The 18,838-nt window shown below is 59.8% G+C and carries 17 protein-coding genes; 8 read left to right on the top strand and 9 right to left on the bottom strand.

Translation table 11 applies throughout. The features are described from left to right. The first annotated feature begins 43 nt into the window (after positions 1–43). The 5 genes from AC2FNB_RS10140 (at position 44) to AC2FNB_RS10120 (ending at position 6,830) form a co-directional block, all read left to right on the top strand. Complete coding sequence (locus AC2FNB_RS10140; RefSeq protein ID WP_496746072.1) at positions 44–1,672, top strand: amidohydrolase; 1,629 nt, start codon at positions 44–46, stop codon at positions 1,670–1,672. Next, the gene (locus tag AC2FNB_RS10135; protein WP_480749987.1) at positions 1,672–2,562 is read left to right on the top strand and encodes a CobW family GTP-binding protein; all 891 of its coding nucleotides are present in this window, start codon (positions 1,672–1,674) and stop codon (positions 2,560–2,562) included. The genes AC2FNB_RS10140 and AC2FNB_RS10135 overlap by 1 nt, the downstream gene beginning before the upstream one ends. 169 nt (positions 2,563–2,731) lie before the next feature. Continuing rightward, entirely contained in the window at positions 2,732–3,691 is a 960-nt protein-coding gene (locus AC2FNB_RS10130) for a TAXI family TRAP transporter solute-binding subunit (protein WP_480749986.1), read from the top strand. A gap of 79 nt (positions 3,692–3,770) precedes the next feature. Then, a complete protein-coding gene (locus AC2FNB_RS10125; protein ID WP_496746066.1) occupies positions 3,771–6,392 on the top strand; it encodes a TRAP transporter permease in 2,622 nt (873 codons plus the stop codon). 12 nt (positions 6,393–6,404) lie between these two features. Beyond that, positions 6,405–6,830 (top strand): universal stress protein, encoded by a 426-nt coding sequence (locus AC2FNB_RS10120; RefSeq protein ID WP_496746064.1) that lies wholly within the window; start codon positions 6,405–6,407, stop codon positions 6,828–6,830. Between the two features lie 69 nt (positions 6,831–6,899). On the opposite strand, the gene AC2FNB_RS10115 is transcribed toward AC2FNB_RS10120, so the two are convergent. The 9 genes from AC2FNB_RS10115 to AC2FNB_RS10075 all read right to left on the bottom strand — a co-directional run bounded on the left by AC2FNB_RS10115 (position 6,900) and on the right by AC2FNB_RS10075 (position 16,096). Beyond that, positions 6,900–8,189, bottom strand: coding sequence for an amidohydrolase family protein (locus AC2FNB_RS10115; RefSeq protein WP_496746062.1), 1,290 nt, complete (start codon positions 8,187–8,189; stop codon positions 6,900–6,902). A gap of 8 nt (positions 8,190–8,197) precedes the next feature. Continuing rightward, positions 8,198–9,139: an ABC transporter permease gene (locus AC2FNB_RS10110; protein WP_496746088.1), complete on the bottom strand. Its 942-nt coding sequence runs from the start codon at positions 9,137–9,139 to the stop codon at positions 8,198–8,200. Beyond that, positions 9,139–10,209: an ABC transporter permease gene (locus AC2FNB_RS10105; protein ID WP_496746086.1), complete on the bottom strand. Its 1,071-nt coding sequence runs from the start codon at positions 10,207–10,209 to the stop codon at positions 9,139–9,141. Before AC2FNB_RS10105 ends, AC2FNB_RS10110 begins: the two co-directional genes overlap by 1 nt. After that, on the bottom strand, positions 10,209–11,726 hold the full coding sequence (locus AC2FNB_RS10100) for an ABC transporter ATP-binding protein (RefSeq protein WP_496746060.1): 1,518 nt from the start codon (positions 11,724–11,726) through the stop codon (positions 10,209–10,211). The genes AC2FNB_RS10105 and AC2FNB_RS10100 overlap by 1 nt, the downstream gene beginning before the upstream one ends. A gap of 40 nt (positions 11,727–11,766) precedes the next feature. Further along, entirely contained in the window at positions 11,767–12,756 is a 990-nt protein-coding gene (locus AC2FNB_RS10095; protein ID WP_496746058.1) for a BMP family protein, read from the bottom strand. 206 nt (positions 12,757–12,962) lie between these two features. Continuing rightward, complete coding sequence (locus AC2FNB_RS10090) at positions 12,963–13,733, bottom strand: ABC transporter permease (protein ID WP_480749980.1); 771 nt, start codon at positions 13,731–13,733, stop codon at positions 12,963–12,965. Then, positions 13,730–14,482, bottom strand: coding sequence for an ABC transporter permease (locus AC2FNB_RS10085; RefSeq protein WP_480749979.1), 753 nt, complete (start codon positions 14,480–14,482; stop codon positions 13,730–13,732). Before AC2FNB_RS10085 ends, AC2FNB_RS10090 begins: the two co-directional genes overlap by 4 nt. Positions 14,483–14,491: 9 nt before the next feature. Beyond that, positions 14,492–15,256 (bottom strand): transporter substrate-binding domain-containing protein, encoded by a 765-nt coding sequence (locus AC2FNB_RS10080; protein ID WP_496746056.1) that lies wholly within the window; start codon positions 15,254–15,256, stop codon positions 14,492–14,494. A gap of 42 nt (positions 15,257–15,298) precedes the next feature. After that, positions 15,299–16,096 carry an ABC transporter ATP-binding protein gene (locus tag AC2FNB_RS10075; protein WP_480749977.1) on the bottom strand — a complete coding sequence of 266 codons (798 nt, stop codon included), beginning with the start codon at positions 16,094–16,096 and terminating at the stop codon, positions 15,299–15,301. A gap of 94 nt (positions 16,097–16,190) precedes the next feature. On the opposite strand from AC2FNB_RS10075, the gene AC2FNB_RS10070 reads away from it, so the two are divergent. Genes AC2FNB_RS10070 through AC2FNB_RS10060 form a run of 3 tightly spaced genes read left to right on the top strand, consistent with a single transcriptional unit; the run spans position 16,191 to position 18,836 of the window. Further along, positions 16,191–16,823, top strand: coding sequence for a TetR/AcrR family transcriptional regulator (locus AC2FNB_RS10070; protein ID WP_496746055.1), 633 nt, complete (start codon positions 16,191–16,193; stop codon positions 16,821–16,823). A 10-nt stretch (positions 16,824–16,833) separates the two neighbouring features. Further along, positions 16,834–18,021 carry a pyridoxal phosphate-dependent aminotransferase gene (locus AC2FNB_RS10065; RefSeq protein WP_496746053.1) on the top strand — a complete coding sequence of 396 codons (1,188 nt, stop codon included), beginning with the start codon at positions 16,834–16,836 and terminating at the stop codon, positions 18,019–18,021. A gap of 17 nt (positions 18,022–18,038) precedes the next feature. Then, on the top strand, positions 18,039–18,836 hold the full coding sequence (locus AC2FNB_RS10060; RefSeq protein WP_496746051.1) for a dimethylarginine dimethylaminohydrolase family protein: 798 nt from the start codon (positions 18,039–18,041) through the stop codon (positions 18,834–18,836). Positions 18,837–18,838 lie beyond the last annotated feature (2 nt).

The raw sequence follows: 18,838 nt of genomic DNA, 5'->3' as shown, positions 1-18,838 counted from the left end.
GGAATAAAGTTGCGATACTCCGGCTGTTACCCGGGAGGACAGCATGCAACCCACGACCGTTTTCCGTTGCCGCAAGATCATCACCATGGACCCGAACCGCCCCGAAGCGACCCATGTGGCCGTGCGTGACGGCAAGATCCTTGCCGTAGGCGATCAGAACTGCGCCTGGCCCGGCGATGAAACGATCCTCGACGACAGTCTGGCCGACGCGGTTTTGATGCCCGGTTTCGTCGAAGGTCACGCACACATGATGGCGGGCGCGATGTGGCGCTATGCCTATGTCGGATTTCACGACCGCATGGACCCGAACGGCGTCCTGCATCGAGGGCTTGAAGACATCCCGGGCGTGGTAGAACGGCTGCGCCTGTATGATGCGGACCTTCCCGAAGGCCATGCGTTGATTGCTTGGGGGTTCGATCCGATTTTCCTTTCCGGGGAAAGGCTGGCGCGGCATCACCTTGATCAGGTTTCAACAACGCGGCCCATAGTTGTTCTGTTTTCGAACTTCCACCTGCTGTGTGCCAATTCGGCAGCTCTGACCGTGGCCGGATATGGCAGCCACACCAATGTCGAAGGTTTGGTGAAGGGTGCCGATGGCGAACCAACCGGTGAACTGCAGGAAATGGCAGCGATGTTTCCGGTCATGCGCCGGACCGGGATCGACTTTCGGGCACTGACCCAGACTCCAGAGATCATCCGCACCTATGCCCAGGTCTGTCTGAGGGCCGGGGTGACGACGACCACCGACCTGTTCGCGGAAATGGATGACGCGGATGTCGATGTTCTGCTCGGCGTTACGTCCAAGCTGGACTTTCCCGTCCGTCTCGTCCCGGCCTTGGGCGCCACTGGCGGCGATCCCGCCGCGATTGCGCGCCGCGCCTTGGCGCTGAAGGCGCGATCGTCCGACAAGCTCCGTCTGGGGGCGGTCAAGCTGATGACCGACGGGTCGATTCAGGGCTGGACCGCGCGGGTGAAATGGCCCGGTTATGTGGGTGGACAACCCAACGGAATCTGGAACACGCCACCGGACCAGATATTCGCCCTGTGCGAGGCGATGCAGGAACACGGGGTGCAGATGCATATCCATGTCAACGGTGACGAGGCCTCTGACGTATCCCTCGCGGCTCTCGAGTCAGCGGCCCGCAAACACCCCTGGCCGAATGCAAGACATGTCCTGCAGCATTGCCAGATGATGGGAGCCGACCAGTTCCGGCGCTGCGCACGGCTGGGTGTCTGCACCAACATATTTTCCAATCATATCTGGTATTTCGGCGATCAGCATGCGGCCCTGACCATCGGCGAAGACCGGGCATGCCGAATGGATGCGGCGCGCACAGCGCTGGACCAGGGTGTTCGGATCGCGATCCATTCGGACGCGCCTGTCACGCCGATGGCGCCCCTGTTCACGGCCTGGTGTGCCGTCAATCGCCAGACCCTGTCAGGCCGAATTCTGGGAGAAAGCCAAAGGATCACAATACCGGAAGCCCTGCACGCGATCACACTTGGCGCGGCTTTCACATTGGGATTGGACGGCGAAATCGGAAGTATCGAAACCGGCAAACAAGCCGACTTCACCATACTCGGCGACGATCCCACGACCGTTTCCGCCGACCGGCTCAAGGATATCGCCGTGCTTGGGACCGTTCTGGGCGGCAGGGTTCACCTGCTGTGATGCGATTGCCCCTGACGGTCATCGGCGGCTATCTTGGTGCGGGAAAAACCACCCTGATCAACCGCTTGCTTGGCGAAGATCACGGATTGCGCCTTTTGGTTCTTGTCAATGATTTCGGCGCGATCAACATCGACGCGAATTTGCTGGCGTCCGCCGATGCAGACACAATTGCGCTGACCAACGGCTGCGTATGCTGCACAATGGGGGCGGACCTGTTCATGACGATCGGGGACATTCTGGACCGCCCCGACCGTCCCGATCACCTGATCATCGAAGCCAGCGGTATCGCCGACCCGGCCGCCATCGCCAACGTCGCCAATGCCGAACCCGACCTGAGCTATGCCGGGATCGTCACGGTTGTGGATGCAAGGCAAATCCAAGACCTTCTCAATGATGATTCCATTGGGCCTCAGATTGCCCGGCAAATCGCCGTGGCCGACCTTTTGGTGCTCAGCAAGACTGAAAAAACCACCGAAAACCCGCGCGACCATCTGAGGCCAATAAATACACATGCCCCAATAATCCAAGGTGACGCCCCCATCTCGCGATTGTTGTGGGAAATCACCCCGCGCCCGTTTTCGAGTAAAACACCGCCCCATCCGGCCTATACCGCGTGGTATTGCGAAAAGGCATTTGCCGAAGACCGGCGGTCACTGCAGGAAAAGCTCGATCGCCGGCCAGCCGGCATCTATCGCCTCAAAGGTTTTGTCGAAACCCGCGAAGGGCCTTATCAGGTGCAGATTGTCGGACGGGTCTGCGAGATGCGGGCCATCGTGGATGACACCAGCACCGGCCTGGTCGCACTGGGCCTTGCCGACCGTGTGACCGAAGCTGACATTGAACAATGGTGGCGCGGTGCTACCGATCAGACAGCTGGTGTTCGGCGCTGAACGTAAAAAACACCGCACCACGCAGTCACATTCCATATCCGGCAAGCAAAAAACACTGACGTGACGGCAAGTTGCGCTGAAACCTTGCCAGATCGTGCCATAGAGGCTCTACTGTCAGGGCCATCAATTCCGGCAAATAACAAGAAATTTAAGTCAGGGAGTGTGTAAAATGAAAAACCTCGTACTTGGAGCCGCGGCCGTTCTGGGCATGTCCGCCGGTGCAGCTTCGGCGCAGGAGTTCATCTCGATCGGAACCGGAGGTGTGACAGGCGTCTACTATCCAACAGGCGGCGCAATCTGCCGTCTGGTGAACAAGTCGCGCAAAGAGCACGGCATCCGCTGCGCCGTCGAATCCACCGGTGGCTCGGTCTATAACATCAACACCATCAAGGCCGGCGAGCTTGAGTTCGGCGTCGCCCAGTCCGACTGGCAATACCACGCCTTTAACGGCACCTCGAAATTCGAAGGCGATGCCGCGTTTCCGGGCATTCGCGCCGTCTTTTCGGTTCATCCCGAACCCTTCACCCTTCTGGTGCGCGCCGACAGCGGCATCGACAGTTTCGAAGGCCTGAAAGGCAAGCGCGTCAATGTCGGCAACCCCGGTTCCGGTCAGCGCGCCACGATGGAAGTCGTGATGAATGCATTTGGCATGGGAATGGATGATTTTGCTTTGGCCACGGAATACAAAGGATCGGAAATGGCCAAGGAAATCTGCGACGGCAATATCGACGCGATGATCTATACCATCGGGCACCCGGCGGCGGCCATCAAGGAAGCCACCACAACCTGCGACGTGAAACTGGTCAGCGTCACGGGCGAGCCGATCGACAAGCTGGTGGGCGACAATCCCTATTATCGTGTCGCGACGATCCCCGGTGGCATGTACGCCGGAAACGATCAGGAAACGACTACTTTTGGTGTTGGCGCAACATTCGTGACCTCGGCCGATGTGTCGGATGACGTGGTGTATGTCGTGGCAAAATCGGTGATGGAGAATATTGACGATTTCCGTCAGCTGCACCCGGCCTTTGAAAATCTTGACCCCGCGGAAATGGTCAGTGACGGTCTCAGCGCACCCCTGCACCCGGGGGCGGAACGCGCCTATAAAGAACTCGGTCTGATGCAATAAGCGTCAACTTCCAGCACATCGGATGCGCCCGGCAGCGGGCGCATACCCATTGGCGAAACGCCGTGGACAGGGGGACGACATGACTGACCAGACCCAACCCGAACGCAGCGCTGACGACATGGTTGCCGAGGCCGACACCGGGGCAAGAAACCCGGTGGGCTGGCAGGGCCGGTTGATCATCGGAACCTGTATCGTGTGGTCCCTTTTCCAGCTTTACATCGCGTCAAAAATACCCGGCATCATCGCCCAATCGACCGGCATCGGGATTTTCGCCAATATCGTCGCACAGGCCCGCTTTGTGCACCTGGCCTTTGCCATCATGCTGGCGACGCTTGCTTTTCCGCTTTTCAAGACCTCTCCGCGCGACCGCATACCCGTCTATGACTGGGTCTTGCTGATCCTCGGCGTGGGCGCTTGTCTGTATCTGGTGATCTTCCGGTTCCAGATCGCCGACCGCCCCGGCCTTTGGACCCCCACCGACATCGCGGTTTCAGCCACCGGGATGTTCGTTCTGATGGTGGCCGTCTATCGCTCGCTCGGATTGCCGCTGGTCGTCATCGCCAGCTGTTTCATCCTGTTTGCCTTTTTCGGCGGATATTCGGAATGGGCCCGCAACATCACCAATTACGGCGGCGCATCACTGTCCAAGGCCCTGGGCCATTACTGGATGCAGACCGAGGGGGTTTTCGGGGTGGCGCTCGGCGTCTCGACCACGATGATTTTCCTGTTCGTCCTGTTCGGCGCTTTGCTGGATCGGGCGGGTGGCGGCAACTGGTTCATCAAGGTCGCCATCGCCATGCTGGGCGCCCTAAGGGGCGGACCAGCCAAGGCTTCGGTGCTGTCCTCGATGATGACCGGCATGATCTCGGGCTCATCCATCGCCAACACGGTCACCACCGGGACGTTTACTATCCCCCTGATGAAACGGATCGGCTTTCCCGCCGAAAAGGCCGGCGCGGTCGAGGTGGCGTCATCCACCAACGGTCAGCTGACCCCGCCGGTTATGGGGGCCGCGGCCTTCCTGATGGTGGAATATGTCAACATTCCCTATATCGATGTGGTCAAACACGCCTTTCTGCCAGCGGTCATCAGCTATATCGCACTGCTCTACATCGTGCACCTTGAAAGCCTGAAGATGGGGCTGGAAGGCCTGAAAAAGGAAGGTCGCAAGATCGGCGTCCTGATGATCCTGATCCTGTTCCTGTCCGGTTTCATTTTCCTGGGCCTCTGCACCTTCCTGATGATCGGTTTGCGCGCCCTGCTCGATCCGATCATGACCGAAAGCGTCTATGGCGCCGTAGCCATCGTCGCGGGTCTCTATCTGATTCTCGTCTACATTTCCTCCCGTTATCCGGACATCGAAATCGACGACCCGAACGCCCCGGTCCCGGCGGCGCCACGACTGACACCGACGCTGATTGGCGGAGCCTATTTCGCGCTGCCGATCTTCATCCTGATCTGGAATCTCATGGTGCGCACCGACAGCCTGGAGCGGCTTTCGCCCGCCCTGTCCGCCTTCTGGGCCACTGTCTTCATGATCATCATCGCCCTGACTCACCGCCCGATCAAAGCGTTTTTCAGGGGCCAGGATTTCGCCGGTGAAACCCTGCACGGCTGGAATGACTTTGTTCAGGGTCTGATCCTCGGCGCGCGCAACATGATCGGGATTGGCGTGGCAACGGGTGCGGCCGGTATTATTGTCGGAACCATCTCCTTGACCGGCGCGCATCAGGTCATAGGTCAGGTGATCGAGGTCATCTCGGGCGGCAACCTGATGATATTGCTCGTTCTGGTCGCCGTTCTGTCGCTGATCCTCGGCATGGGGCTTCCGACAACGGCCAATTACATCGTTGTCTCGTCTCTGATGGCTCCGGTCATCGTGTCGGTGGGGGCGCAGTCCGGCCTGATCGTGCCGCTGATTGCCGTTCATATGTTCGTCTTCTATTTCGGCATCCTCGCCGATGACACGCCGCCGGTCGGCCTTGCGGCATATGCGGCGGCGGCCATATCGCGGGGCGATCCGATCAAGACGGGCATTCAGGGCTTTGCCTATGACATCCGGACAGCGCTTTTGCCGTTCCTCTTCATTTTCAACACCGATCTGTTGCTGATCGACGTGGGTCTCGCCAAGGCGGTGCTGGTCTTTTTCGTGGCCCTTCTTGCGATGTTGTTGTTTGCAGCGGCCACGCAGGGTTATTTCGTGGCCAAATCAAGAGCATGGGAAAGCGTGGTGTTGCTGTTCATCGCCTTCCTGCTGTTCCGGCCCGGGTTCTTCCTGGATCAGGTCAGCGAACCTTATGCAAGCGCCGATGGACCCGCAGCCATTGCGCTGATGGCCGATGCCGATGACGGCCAGGACATCCGCATAACAATTGCAGGCCCGGATTTCGACAACGCCGAAATTCGCCCGACCACGATCGTGATCCCGGCCGTTGCCGGCGATGCCGAGGCCGCACTCTCGGCTCAGGGCCTGTCCTTCATCGAAAGCGGTGACACCTTGGAAATGGAGGAACCGTTTGGCGGGCCCTTTGGATCGCTCAGTATCGATTATGACTTTTACGGCGATACCCCGGTTCATCTGGTAAAGGCCGAGATAGAAAACGACCGAATGCCGAAAGAAATCTTCTTCATCCCTGCCCTGCTGTTGCTGGCGGGCATCGTCATGATTCAGCGGCCTCGCGCCACGCAACCCGCATTCTGAGGGAGTATGGCCATGTTCAAGACCCTACTGATAGCCGTCGACATCAGCGACCCTCTTGGAGCGGCGCGCAGCACACAAGCCGCAGTCAACATGGCGCGTGCCGAGAAAGCGACCTTGCATGTGCTGAACGTCATTCCCGACAGCGGCATGGCGATCGTGGGCGCAATGCTTGGACCGGATCATTCGAAAAAGATTGCAGATCAGGCCAAATCCGAACTCGAAACCTGGGCCAGGGATGCAATCCCACCCGATATCGATGCGCGGCTGCATATCTCGCATGGCACGATCTATGACCAGATCATCAAGGTCGCCGATCAATTGGGTGCCGATGCGATCTTTGTCGGCGCGCACCGGCCGGAATTGCAGGACTATCTGATAGGCCCGAATTCCGCCCGCGTGGCCCGACATGCGCGACAATCCGTGTTCGTCGTTCGGTGATATCCGCCCTGACGGCCGCGCGTTCGCCGAAAAAACCGGCGCCCAATCAATGCGAATTCGATGGGCGGTCTAACGCACTGCACTCGACACCATGGCTTCGTTTATTGTTCTGCGCGTTGTGCCTGTTTCCAGCGTAGACATGATCGGCTCGGATCTGGCGATGACTTTTCCGCTTCGGACCACCACCAGACGGTGCGCGCGCAGCCGTATCGCTTCGATCTTGTCTGCCGCCTGCAACAGGACGAAATTCGCCCTGCACCCTTCGGCAACACCGTACCTGTCCAATCCCAGTATTTTGGCGGGGTTTTCCGTCACCGCATCAAAGCACCAATCCATATCCGCTCGACTGGAAAGCTGGCCGACGTGAAGCCCCATCATGGCCACATCCAGCATGTCGGCCTTGCCCAGCGAATACCAGGGATCCATCATGCAATCCGACCCAAATCCAACGACTATTCCGGCGTCGCGCAGCTCACGAACCCGGGTCTGCCCCCTGCGCTTGGGATAAGTGTCGTGCCGGCCCTGAAGCATGATGTTGATCAACGGGTTCGGGATGGCGTGAACCTGCGCTTCGGCCATCAGGGGGATCAGCTTCGAGACATAATAGTTGTCCATCGAATGCATCGACGTCAGGTGCGATCCGGCGACCCGACCCTGCAGGCCAAGCCGCTGGGTCTCGAAAGCCAGGGTTTCGACATGTCGGCTGAGAGGATCATCACTTTCATCGCAATGCATGTCGACCATCAACCCGCGCTCTGCCGCGATCTCGCATAGCAGCCGCACCGACTCAGCCCCATCCGACATCGTGCGTTCGAAATGAGGGATGCCCCCCACGACGTCCACGCCCATGTCCAGCGCCCGCACCGTGTTCCGCATCGCGGTCGGATCACGCAGAACGCCGTCCTGAGGGAACGCGACCAGCTGCAGATCAAGGTAATCCTTGACCCTCTCACGCACCTCCAATAGGGCCTGAACCCCTTTCAGTTCGTCGTCGCAAGTGTCCACGTGGCTGCGGATTGCGCCGATGCCCTTCGATATGGCCAGATCACAATAGCGCAACGCACGTTCGATGATGTCATCGACCGATTGAATCGGTTTCAGCTCACCCCAAAGCGCGATGCCCTCCAGCAACGTGCCGGACATGTTCATGCGCGGAGTGCCCAGCGACAATGTCGCGTCCATATGGAAATGAGGATCAACAAAGGGCGGTGACACCAGGTACCCGCCTGCATCGATCTCCTCTCGCGCCTCTGCGGCGATGCCGGGTTCAACCGCGGTGATCCTGCCGCCCTTGCACCCGATATCCAGACCCTTGCGGCCATCTGTGAGGGTGGCATTTCTGACAATCAGGTCGAACATCTCATCTCCTACCTCTGCCCCTTGAACCACGGGGTCAACAACGCGCGGGGATAGTCCGCCGAGCGAGCGGCAATCACAAGCGCGATGATTGACAGGATATATGGGGCCATCAGGAAAACCTGGCCGGGCACCAGGGCGCCCATTTCCGTTTGCAAACGCACCTGCAATGCATCGAACGCCCCGAACAGCAATGCGCCAAACAGCGCCTTTCCCGGTCGCCAGCTTGCAAAGATAACCAGCGCGATGCAAACCCAGCCGCGCCCGTTGACCATGCCAAAGAAAAAGGCGTCAAACGCGCTCATCGTCAGGAATGCGCCGCCAAGCGCCATCAGCGCGGACCCCGCAACAATGGCCCCGATCCTCAGCCCATAGACGGACAACCCCTGCGCATCGACGCTGTCGGGGTTGTCTCCGACCGCCTGAATGGCGACCCCCAGGGCCGTGCGGTTCATGACGTACCAAACAACCGCCACCATCAAAAGCGCAAGCCAGGTCAATGCGGTCTGCTGAAACAGAACCGGCCCGATGAATGGCAGGTCTGACAGGACAGGCAGCTCGATGGCCCGGAAAGGCTCGATCCTCGGAGGAGAAGAAACATTCGGCAATGCCGTGCGATAGGAAAAGTAACTGACCGACGTGGCAAACAGCGTAATCCCAAGGCCCGAGACGTGCTGTGACAACCCCAGGGGAACGGTCAGTATCGCGTGCATCAGGCCAAAGAAAGCGCCTGCCAGCGCGGCCACCAGAACGCCCCCCCACAACCCCGCCCCCAACCACACGGCCATCCAGCCACTCATGGCGCCGATCACGAAAATACCCTCGATCCCGAGGTTGAGAACGCCAGAGCGTTCGCAGATCAACGCCCCCAGAACACCAAAGATCAGCGGCGTGGCAATCCGCAGCGACGCCGCCCAGAAGCTTTCGCTCACAAGAATGGTCAGAAGATCCATCATGTCCGCGCGCTCCCGGAATGGGTGCGAACGACCCGGTATCTGGCGATGAAGCCTCCGACAAGAACACACAACAGTGCGACCGACACCACGAGATCGGCAAGAAAGGACGACACACCCAACGCGCGGCTCATGGAATCCGCTCCAACGAAAACCGAAGCGATGAAAATGGCCGCAACCACCACGCCCGCAGGCGACAGCCCCGCCAGCATGGCGACCACGATACCGGTATACCCAAAGCCCGGAGACAGATCGGACGTCACATACCCTTTCAGACCGGCAACCTCGCTGACGCCGGCCAACCCGGCCAATCCGCCGGAAATGACCGCAACGCCAAACAGCGAGCGGTTCACGTTGATGCCGGCATGCCGGGCGGCGGCGGCATTCTCGCCGACAGCCCGAAGCTTGAACCCCCAAACCGAACGCGCCAGCATGAATTGCGCGATGGCCGCCAGCACCAGTGCCAGCAACAGCCCGGAATGAACCCGCATGCGATCCACCAGCGGCGGCAGCATGCCCTGATCCAGCACCGGTGCCGATTGCGGCCAGCCAAGCCCCATCGGGTCCTGCAATGGGCCTTCCAGCATCATCTGAAGAAAGATCAGAATGATGAAATTCAACAGCAGGGTCGTCACAACCTCATCTGCCCCGAAACGCACCTTCAGAAAGGTCGGCCCGGCCATGCCGACCGCTCCCGCAGCTGCGCCCAATACAATGATCAGCGGTACAAGAAAGACACCGGGAAGATCGACTGCCCCCGATCCGATGGCGACAGCCGCCATGGCGCCAAGGTAAAGCTGCCCCTCGGCCCCGATATTCCAGAGTTTTGCGCGAAAGGCGAGTGCCGCCGCCAAGCCGGTGAAAATCAAAGGCGTGGCGCGTGTCAGCACCTCGGAAATCGCAAAGACTGATCCAAAGACGCCCTTGATCATTTCCCCATAAGCGACGATCGGATTGGCGCCCGCAGCCATCAAGGGGATCGCCGCGAAAGCCAATGACACCGCCGCCGACAAGATCGGAATACCCACCGCATACAAGCGGGACGGGTTTTCCCGTGGCTCGATCCGTATCATGCCGTCTCTCCTGCCATCATCAGACCAATCCTTTCCCGGTCATGGCTGGCGGCAGTCACAAGGGTTCCGTCACGGATAACCATGATGCGATCCGCAAGGCCCAGAATTTCGTCCAGATCCTCAGATATCAGCACGACACCCGCACCGCGTTCGCGGGCCTCCAAAAGCCGTCGCCCGACTTCGGCCGCAGCCCCCATATCAAGGCCACGCGTCGGCTGATTGGCAAGGATCAGACGCGGTGCTCGATCAAAGACGCGCGCCAGGATCAGTTTCTGGATGTTGCCGCCGGACAGCAGGCGTGACGCGACATCGACCCCCGGACCGCGCACGTCATAGGCTTTGGACAGCTTCTCGGCATTTCCCCTAATTGTGTCCTTGCGCAAAAGACCACCAGATTGAATTTCGGGATCGTCCAGCCGTTCGATCACCAGATTTTCCGCCACCGTCATCGCCCCCACGATCCCTTCGTGATGGCGGTCTTCGGGAATGCGCCCGACGCCGGACCGTATCATGACGGCAGGGCTGGGTTTGGCAATCTCTTCCCCGTTCACGCGAATGGAGCCTTCTATTGGCCGGACAAGGCCCGAGATCACATTGGCCAGCGCGCCCTGACCGTTTCCCGAAATACCAGCAATGCCAAGGATTTCGTGCGCATGCACGGTCAGAGTCGCATTTTTCAACGTGTCGCGTTGCGAACGGCCCGCGACCGAAACGCCCTCGATCGACAGGACAGGCGCGCCGGGAGCCATCTGCACCCGGGCGACCTTCGGTGTATCGGCACCAACCATCATGCCCGCAATGGCCTTTTCGTCCGCCTCGGATGTGGCCATTTCCCCGACTTTCCGCCCATGTCGCAGGACCGCAATCCTGTCAGAAAAAGACAGCACTTCCCGCAGCTTGTGGCTGATGAAAATGACGGCCAGACCTTCCTTGGTCATCAGCTTGATATTTTCGAAAAGCGCATCCGCTTCCTGTGGGGTCAGCACGGCGGTGGGTTCGTCCAGAACCAGAATGCGCGCATCCCGATAGAGCGCCTTGAGTATCTCGACCCTTTGCCGCTCGCCCACGGAAAGGCGACCAACGGGCACATCCAAAGGCGCGCTGAGACCACTTTGCGTTATGATGTCTTCGATTTTCCGGCGCGCGGCTTGCCGGTTCCGGCGCAATCTGAGCAAGGGTTCCGACCCCAGCGTGATATTGTCCAGGGCGTTTATGTTTTCGGCCAGAGTGAAATGCTGATGCACCATGCCGACACCCGCCTCAAGCGCGGCCTGCGGGTGACCAAGCGGCAGAGCGCGCAGCGTTCCGCCGCTGTCTGCCACTTCAACCGTGCCCGCGTCCGGCAGGTAATGTCCGAACAGCATGTTCATCAGCGTGGTTTTGCCCGCGCCGTTTTCCCCTAGAAGCGCCAGCACCTCGCCGCGCTTCAAGGTCAGGCTGACATCATCGTTGGCCACTACCGGGCCGAACCGCTTGCACAGCCCGGCAAGCCTGAGAACCGTGGTCTCTGTCATTGGAAAACAAGGGCCGGCGGTTTCGCCGGCCCCCATGAAATCAGTTGTCGGAAACCGGGCGGGCATCGTTCACGTTGACACGGAACAGCCCGTCCAGGATCTCGGTTTCGCGCGCGTTCACGGCATCGATCACGTCTCCCGAGACCAGGTTTTCATCCAACACCAGCGAACCGCCGCCATAGGCCATAAAGCTGAACTGGCCATAATCAGCAGCTTCGAACGATCCGGCGGATACGTTGGCAATCGCTTTGTCAATGGTGGGCTCCATGTGCCAGAGCGCCGAGGCCATGATCGTCCCCGGATAATCCTGCGAGGTGTCGATCACGTTTCCGACCGCCTTGACCCCGCGTTCGACCGCAGCGTCCGACACGCCAAAGCGTTCGGCATACATGATGTCGGCCCCTGCATCCATCATCGCAAAAGCGCTTTCCTTGGCCTTGGGCGGGTCGTACCAGCTGTCTATGAAATTCACGATGAACTTGACGTCCGGGTTGGTTTCCCGCGCGCCTTCCATGAACGCATGCATCAATCGGTTCACTTCGGGAATGGCATAACCCCCGACCATACCGATGACATTGCTTTCCGTTGCGGAACCGGCAACCATGCCGGTCAGATAGGATGGTTCGTGAATCCAGTTGTCAAAGACAGAAAAGTTCGGAGCAACCGGACCAAAGGAAGACCCCATCAGGAACGCGGTGTCGGGATAGTCCTTCGCCACCTTCCGCGCGGCGCGTTCCAGACCAAAGACTTCACCAACGATCAGTTGCTGCCCCTGCTCGGCATACTCGCGCATGACCCTTTCATAATCCGTATTTGCGACGTTTTCCGAAAACAAATATTCGATGTCCCCGCGTTCGGCCGCAGTGTTCAATGCCTTGTGTATGCGGCTGATCCACTGCTGTTCCACGGGAAGCGTATAGATTGCGGCCACCTTCACTTTGTCGGCGACTGCGGTTCCGGCGGTTAGGAGGGTCGAGGCGGCAACAAACGCTGCAAGCATCACCCTTCGAGTGACTTTACGTATTCTCATTTTCCTCTCCTGTTTTTTGATAAGCGTGCATTTTTTGACCAAATAATCAATTATTTTCGGTGGCGTGCCTCCACGAAAACGATGAGGACAGCGAAAACCCTTCGCCTCCTGCTGCCTGGCTATCCGATCCAACTGAGATTTTGCAGACCGCCTGAAAAGGCGGTCCGGCATTGTCGCGGCAGACAATTGGCCCACCTTCCCCGGCTTCAGGTCGGCACCCTTGCTTCAAGCCACCGGAAGAACAACGCGATGATGCCCGCAATGACCATGTAAACCGCCGCCAGCAACAAAAGCGGTTCATAGACGATGAACGTATCCGCCCGCACGCGCGAGGAAACCGCATAGATTTCGATCACGGTAATCGTGGCAACCAGCGGCGTCGCCTTGAGCTGCAGGATCGTTTCACCGCCCAGCGTCGGCAAGACGTTTCTGACCGCCAGCGGCAGCCAGATACGGCGGAACATGGTAAATCGAGGCATCCCAAAGGACTTGGCGGCCTCCAACTGACCCTTGCCGACCCCGGCGAAAGCGCCGCGCATGACCTCTCCCTCGTATCCGGCATAGGACAGGGTCAGCGCCAGAACCGCATAGGGCCAGGCCTGACGCAGATATGGCCACAGCTCGCTCCCCCTGATCCAGGGATACTGGGGAAACAGCGAGCCAAGCCCATAGTACAGCAGCCAGATTTGCAACAGCAGCGGCGTACCCCGGATAATCGTGCAAAAGATCCGTGCAGGCGCGGCCAGATACCACGGGCCAATGGCCTGCGCCAAACCCAGCGGCACCGCAAGCAAGAACCCCAGCACCGTCGTCACCACCAAAATCCAGATCGTGCGCCAAAGCCCCTCAAGCGCCAGCGGCATGTATTTCGGAATCCAATCCCACCGCAACGTCAGGGCGCACCACAGCACGAACAGCGCAAAAAGACCCATAAGAACCAAACGGTGCGGTTGCAGCAGCGCGCGCAGGTCGATCATTTTGCGCCGCCTTTCAGTGAGGGCTGACCACGCCGCGCCCATTTCTCAACCCAGCCGAACACCGCACCCGAACACAGGGTGATCGTCAGATACAGTGCCCCTGCCGCCATGAAAAAGGTGAAATAGGCGCGTGTGCTGCTGGCCGCCTGCCGTGTCTCCAGGGTAAGCTCGGAAAACCCGACAATCGCCAAAAGCGCGGTATCCTTGGTCGCAATAAGCCACAGGTTCGCCAACCCCGGCGTGGCAAAGGACATCATCGCCGGAATCGTCACGCGCCTCATGATCATGAATGCGGGCATGCCAAACGACCTGGCCGCCTCGATCTGTCCCGGCGGAACCGCCTTAATGGCCCCACGCAAAACCTCGGTGGAATATGCGCCCTGAACAATGCCCAGCACCCAGATACCGGCCAGCACGCCGCTGATCTCGACCCGGCCATAGCCCATCATCGCGGCCGCCTTGTTGATCAGGTCCGAACCGACGTAATAGAGGATCAGGATCAGAACCAGTTCCGGAACCGCCCGGATCACCGTCGTATAGATGGCGAGCAGATCCCGCAGGACCGGCCCGCCATATAGTTTTCCATAAGCCCCGAACAGTCCGATCACCAGACCCAGGCCATAGGCCCCGAAAGCGATCTGCAGCGAATTGGCGAGACCGCGCAACAGGTTCGCACCCCAGCCCGGCGGAGACAGCGACAACAGTTGCGCGCTCTCCGCCAGACCAAGCGATGCCAGGATCGTTTCCAAGACCGACCCTTAGTTGCTGTAGATACTGGTCGTGAAATAGTTCCCGGTGATCTTGTCATGAGTGCCGTCGGCCAGGATTGCCGCAATCCCCTTGTTCAAGGATTCGCGCAACGCGTCGTCGCCTTTGCGCACACCCGCACCAACACCCTTGCCGAGAATGCTCTCGTCATTGGCAACCGCACCCTTGATCTCACAGCACCCGCCCGCATCGGTTCCCACGAAATCCGCCATTGCGATGCTGTCAGCCTGGGTGGCATCGATACGACCTGCAACCAGATCCTGATTGGCCTCGTCCTGTGTCTGATAGACGCGCAGCTCGGAGTCCTTGAAATACTCCTGGGCATAGGCCTGGTGGATGGTCGACGCCTGAATCCCGACGATTTTCCCAGCCAAAGACTCCGGCGTCGGCTGAATGTCCAACGCCTTGTCCGCAACGATGACCGCCGGCGTGTTGTAATAGGGGTCGGAGAAATCGATGGTTTTCATCCGCTCTTCGGTGATCGACATCGAAGCCATGATGGCGTCGATCTGCTGGCCGGTCAGCGACGGGATGATGCCATCCCAGGCAACGGGCGTGATGACGCAATCAAGTTCAGCTGCCGTGCAGACGGCGTTGATCACGTCGATCTCCCACCCGACCCAGTTGCCAGAGGAATCCAGCGAGGCGAAGGGCGGATAAGGTTCCGCCGCAACGCCGATCTTGACCTGTTCGGCAGAAGCGGCCCCTGTTGCGACAGCAAGTGCCGCGGCGGCAAGCATAAGTCTGGTTTTCATTGTGGTCTCCCTGTTGTCAGGCCTGCGGCCCATTTTTTTCAGTCAATGCACTGATTTCAGAAACTGTTTCAGACGGTCCGATTTTGGGTTGCCGAACACCTCGGCAGGCGGTCCCTGCTCCTCGATGCGGCCCTGATAAAGATAGACCACATGATCGGCGACCTCGCGCGCGAACTTCATCTCGTGCGTCACCAAAAGCATCGTGCGGCCCTCGGCGGCCAGATCCCTGATCACCGTCAGCACTTCTCCGACCAGTTCGGGATCTAGCGCAGAGGTCGGCTCGTCGAACAACATCACGCTGGGATCGACGGCCAGCGCGCGGGCAATCGCGGCGCGTTGCTGCTGTCCGCCCGACAGGAACGAGGGGAAAACATCCGCCTTGTCGCCCAGGCCAACCCGCTCCAACAGCTCGTGCGCGCGTCGTGTCGCCTCGGCCCGCGGTACTTTCAAGACATGGACCGGCACTTCGATCACGTTTTCCAACAGTGTCCGGTGCGTCCAAAGATTGAATTGCTGAAACACCATCGCAAGCCGCGTCCGGATACGCTCGATCTGACGCCTGTTCGCCGGGCTGCCATCGGCGCGCATCTCGACGGTTTCGCCCCCGATGACGATTGTTCCCGATGACGGCGTTTCCAGAAAGTTGATACATCTCAGCATGGTCGACTTCCCCGACCCGCTGCCGCCGATAATGGCCACCACGTCGCCCTTGTTGGCGGTCAGGGAAACGCCTTTCAGAACCTCGAGACTGCCGAAAGATTTGTGCAAATCATCGACACGAATGGCCTCTTCCGAGGTCTCGGCAATCGCTGCCCTGTCAACGGCCAAGGTTTCTGGCATGGTACGGCTTCCCCGCTTTTCCGCTTGTAGTAAGCCGCAACACCAGTAATTATGCAAGCGTATAATTACGTCGGTCATCAAGACGGAACAGCGCATGCCCGAAGAACGCCGAAAGTTTACGCGTGAAACGCCCGAGCAACGCAAGATTGCGTTGATCGAGGCCGCGCTCGAACTTGTGGCGGAAAACGGCGTCAGGGGTGCGACGGTGCGCGAAATCGCGGAACGGGGCGATGTCACGCAAGGCCTGATCCGGCATTACTTTTCATCAAAGGATGACCTGATCGTTGCCGCCTACGGGCACCATATGGATCGGATGACGGATCTCACCTTCGCCCCGGCCGCCGAATTCAGCGGGTCCGCAACAGACCGTCTGGCGATATTCGTTCGCGCCGCGCTCAGCCCGCCTGTGGTCGACCCGCGTTCGATCGCCTTGTGGGCCAGCTTTCTCAACAAGGTGAAAAACGACGCGCAGATGAAGGCCACGCACGAACGCACCTATGACAAGTTCCGAAACCGCCTCGAAGATCTGATTTGTGCCGCGCTCAGGGAAAACGGTCGGAACGAAACGCCAAGGCGGCTGCACCACCTCGCGACGGCCTGCAACGCGGTCATCGACGGGCTGTGGATGGAGGGCGGCGCACTGCCCGACATTTTCGACACCGAGGAACTGGTCGGTATCGGCCTTGAATCGGTCGGCGCCATTATCGGGTTGAAGCTTGAACAATGAAAGTACGACAATGAAAACCGCTGCAATTACAACGCGTCTGGCAGGGCTCGGTGGCGCCAAATGGGACGTCCATCAAAAAGCCCGCGAGATGCGTGATCAGGGGCTGGATGTCATCGAAATGACCATCGGTGAACCGGATGTTCCGACGCCCACCGCATTGATCGATGCCGCAGACCGCGCCATGCGCCGCGGAAGAACCGGCTATTCCGATGGCCGCGGCGAGGCCGGACTGCGCCGGGCCTTGGCCGAAAGGTACAGCCAAACGCACGCCCGCCCTTTCAGCCCCGAGAACATCCTGTGCTTTCCGGGAACCCAGACCGCGCTTTTTGCCGTGCTGATGGGCGTCGCCGAACACGGGGACGAAGTTCTGGTCGGCGACCCGATGTATGCCACGTATGAGGCCGTGATCCGCGCCACGGGCGCGGACATGGTTGCCGTTCCGCTGCAAGCCGAAACCGGCTTTCGGATGCAGGCCAAAGACATCGCTGCGCGTATCACGCCGCGCACCCGCGCCATTCTGCTGACCACGCCCCACAATCCGACAGGCGCAATTCTGACCGCCTCCGACATCAGCGCCATAGGTGATCTGGCAAAAAAGCACGACCTGTGGCTGATTTCCGACGAAGTCTACCAGGACCTCGTCTTTCCGGGGCAGGCTTTTGTTTCGCCGCTGTCCTCGCCGGACCTGGCCGACCGGGTCATTGCCGTGTCATCGATATCCAAATCCCACGCCGCACCCGGGTTTCGCAGCGGCTGGTGCGTGGCGCCGGCGGCGTTCTGCGACGCGCTGCTGCCGGTCTCGGAAACCATTCTGTTCGGAAACCAGCCGTTCATTGCCGATATGACCGAACTGGCCGTCCGCGAAGGCTCAGCTGTCGCCTCCGGCATGCGCGAGCGGTTCGCAGCGCGCGCCGCCCTGCTGGCAGATCGTCTGAACCATGATACCAGCCTGATCGTTCATGAACCGCAGGCCGGAATGTTCGCGATGGTCAACGTGGCCGCGACCGGACTGGACGGGAAAACCTTTGCCCTTGACCTGCTGGACAAGGCAGGCGTTGCCGTGATGCCCGGCTCCTCTTTCGGCGCATCGCTCGACGGCTGGATCAGGGTTGCCCTGACCATCGATGACGACACATTCACCACGGCAATCGACCGCATGATCGCCTACGCCAAAAAACTGGGGCGCGACGCCGCATGACCCACGGAACACAGATGATGAACAACCCTTCCTTCGAATTCACCCATGCAATCACCCGCCGCCCGTCCGCAAGCGTCGTCAACGGTCTCAGGGCCGAAGACACCGGCACACCGGACCTCGCATCGATGCTGGCGGCACACGCCACCTATGTGACCGCCCTGAAAAGCACCGGCGCGACGGTGATCGAGCTGGAGCCACTGGATGCATTCCCCGACTCGGTGTTTGTCGAGGACACGGCCCTGTGCCTTCCGCAAGGCGCGGTCCTGATGCGTCCCGGCGCCCCCTCCCGTCTGGGGGAAGTTGCCGAAATGGCCCCTGCCCTGACCGAATGCTTTGACGACATCCACGAGATCAAAGGGCCCGGATTCATCGAAGGCGGCGACATTCTCGTAACCGGCCGCGAGATTCTGGTTGGCCGGTCCGCCCGCACCGACGAAGCCGGGGTTCGGGAACTGCGCGACATCGTGTCCGGCTGGGGGCACAGCCTGCGCGAAGTGTTTACGCCAAAAGGTGTCTTGCATTTCAAGACCGATTGCTCGCTGATGGATGCGGAAACCGTGCTTTCGACACGGCGGCTGGACGCATCGGGCTGTTTCGACGGGTACCGGGTTCTTCATACCGCCGACGGCGAAGAAGCCGCGGCCAATGCGATCCGTTTCAACAATCTGGTCCTCTTCCCCGCAGGCTTTCCCCGCACCGCCGAGATGCTGGACCGCCAAGGCTTTGAGGTGGTCGAGATCGACAACCGTGATTGCGCCCGGCTTGACGGCGGCATGTCCTGCCTGTCGCTGAGATTTTCGGCCAGACCCGGGTAACC

It is taken from the genome of Ruegeria sp. BHSB058, from assembly GCF_059613285.1.
This window is presented reverse-complemented; position numbering and strand designations above follow the sequence as displayed.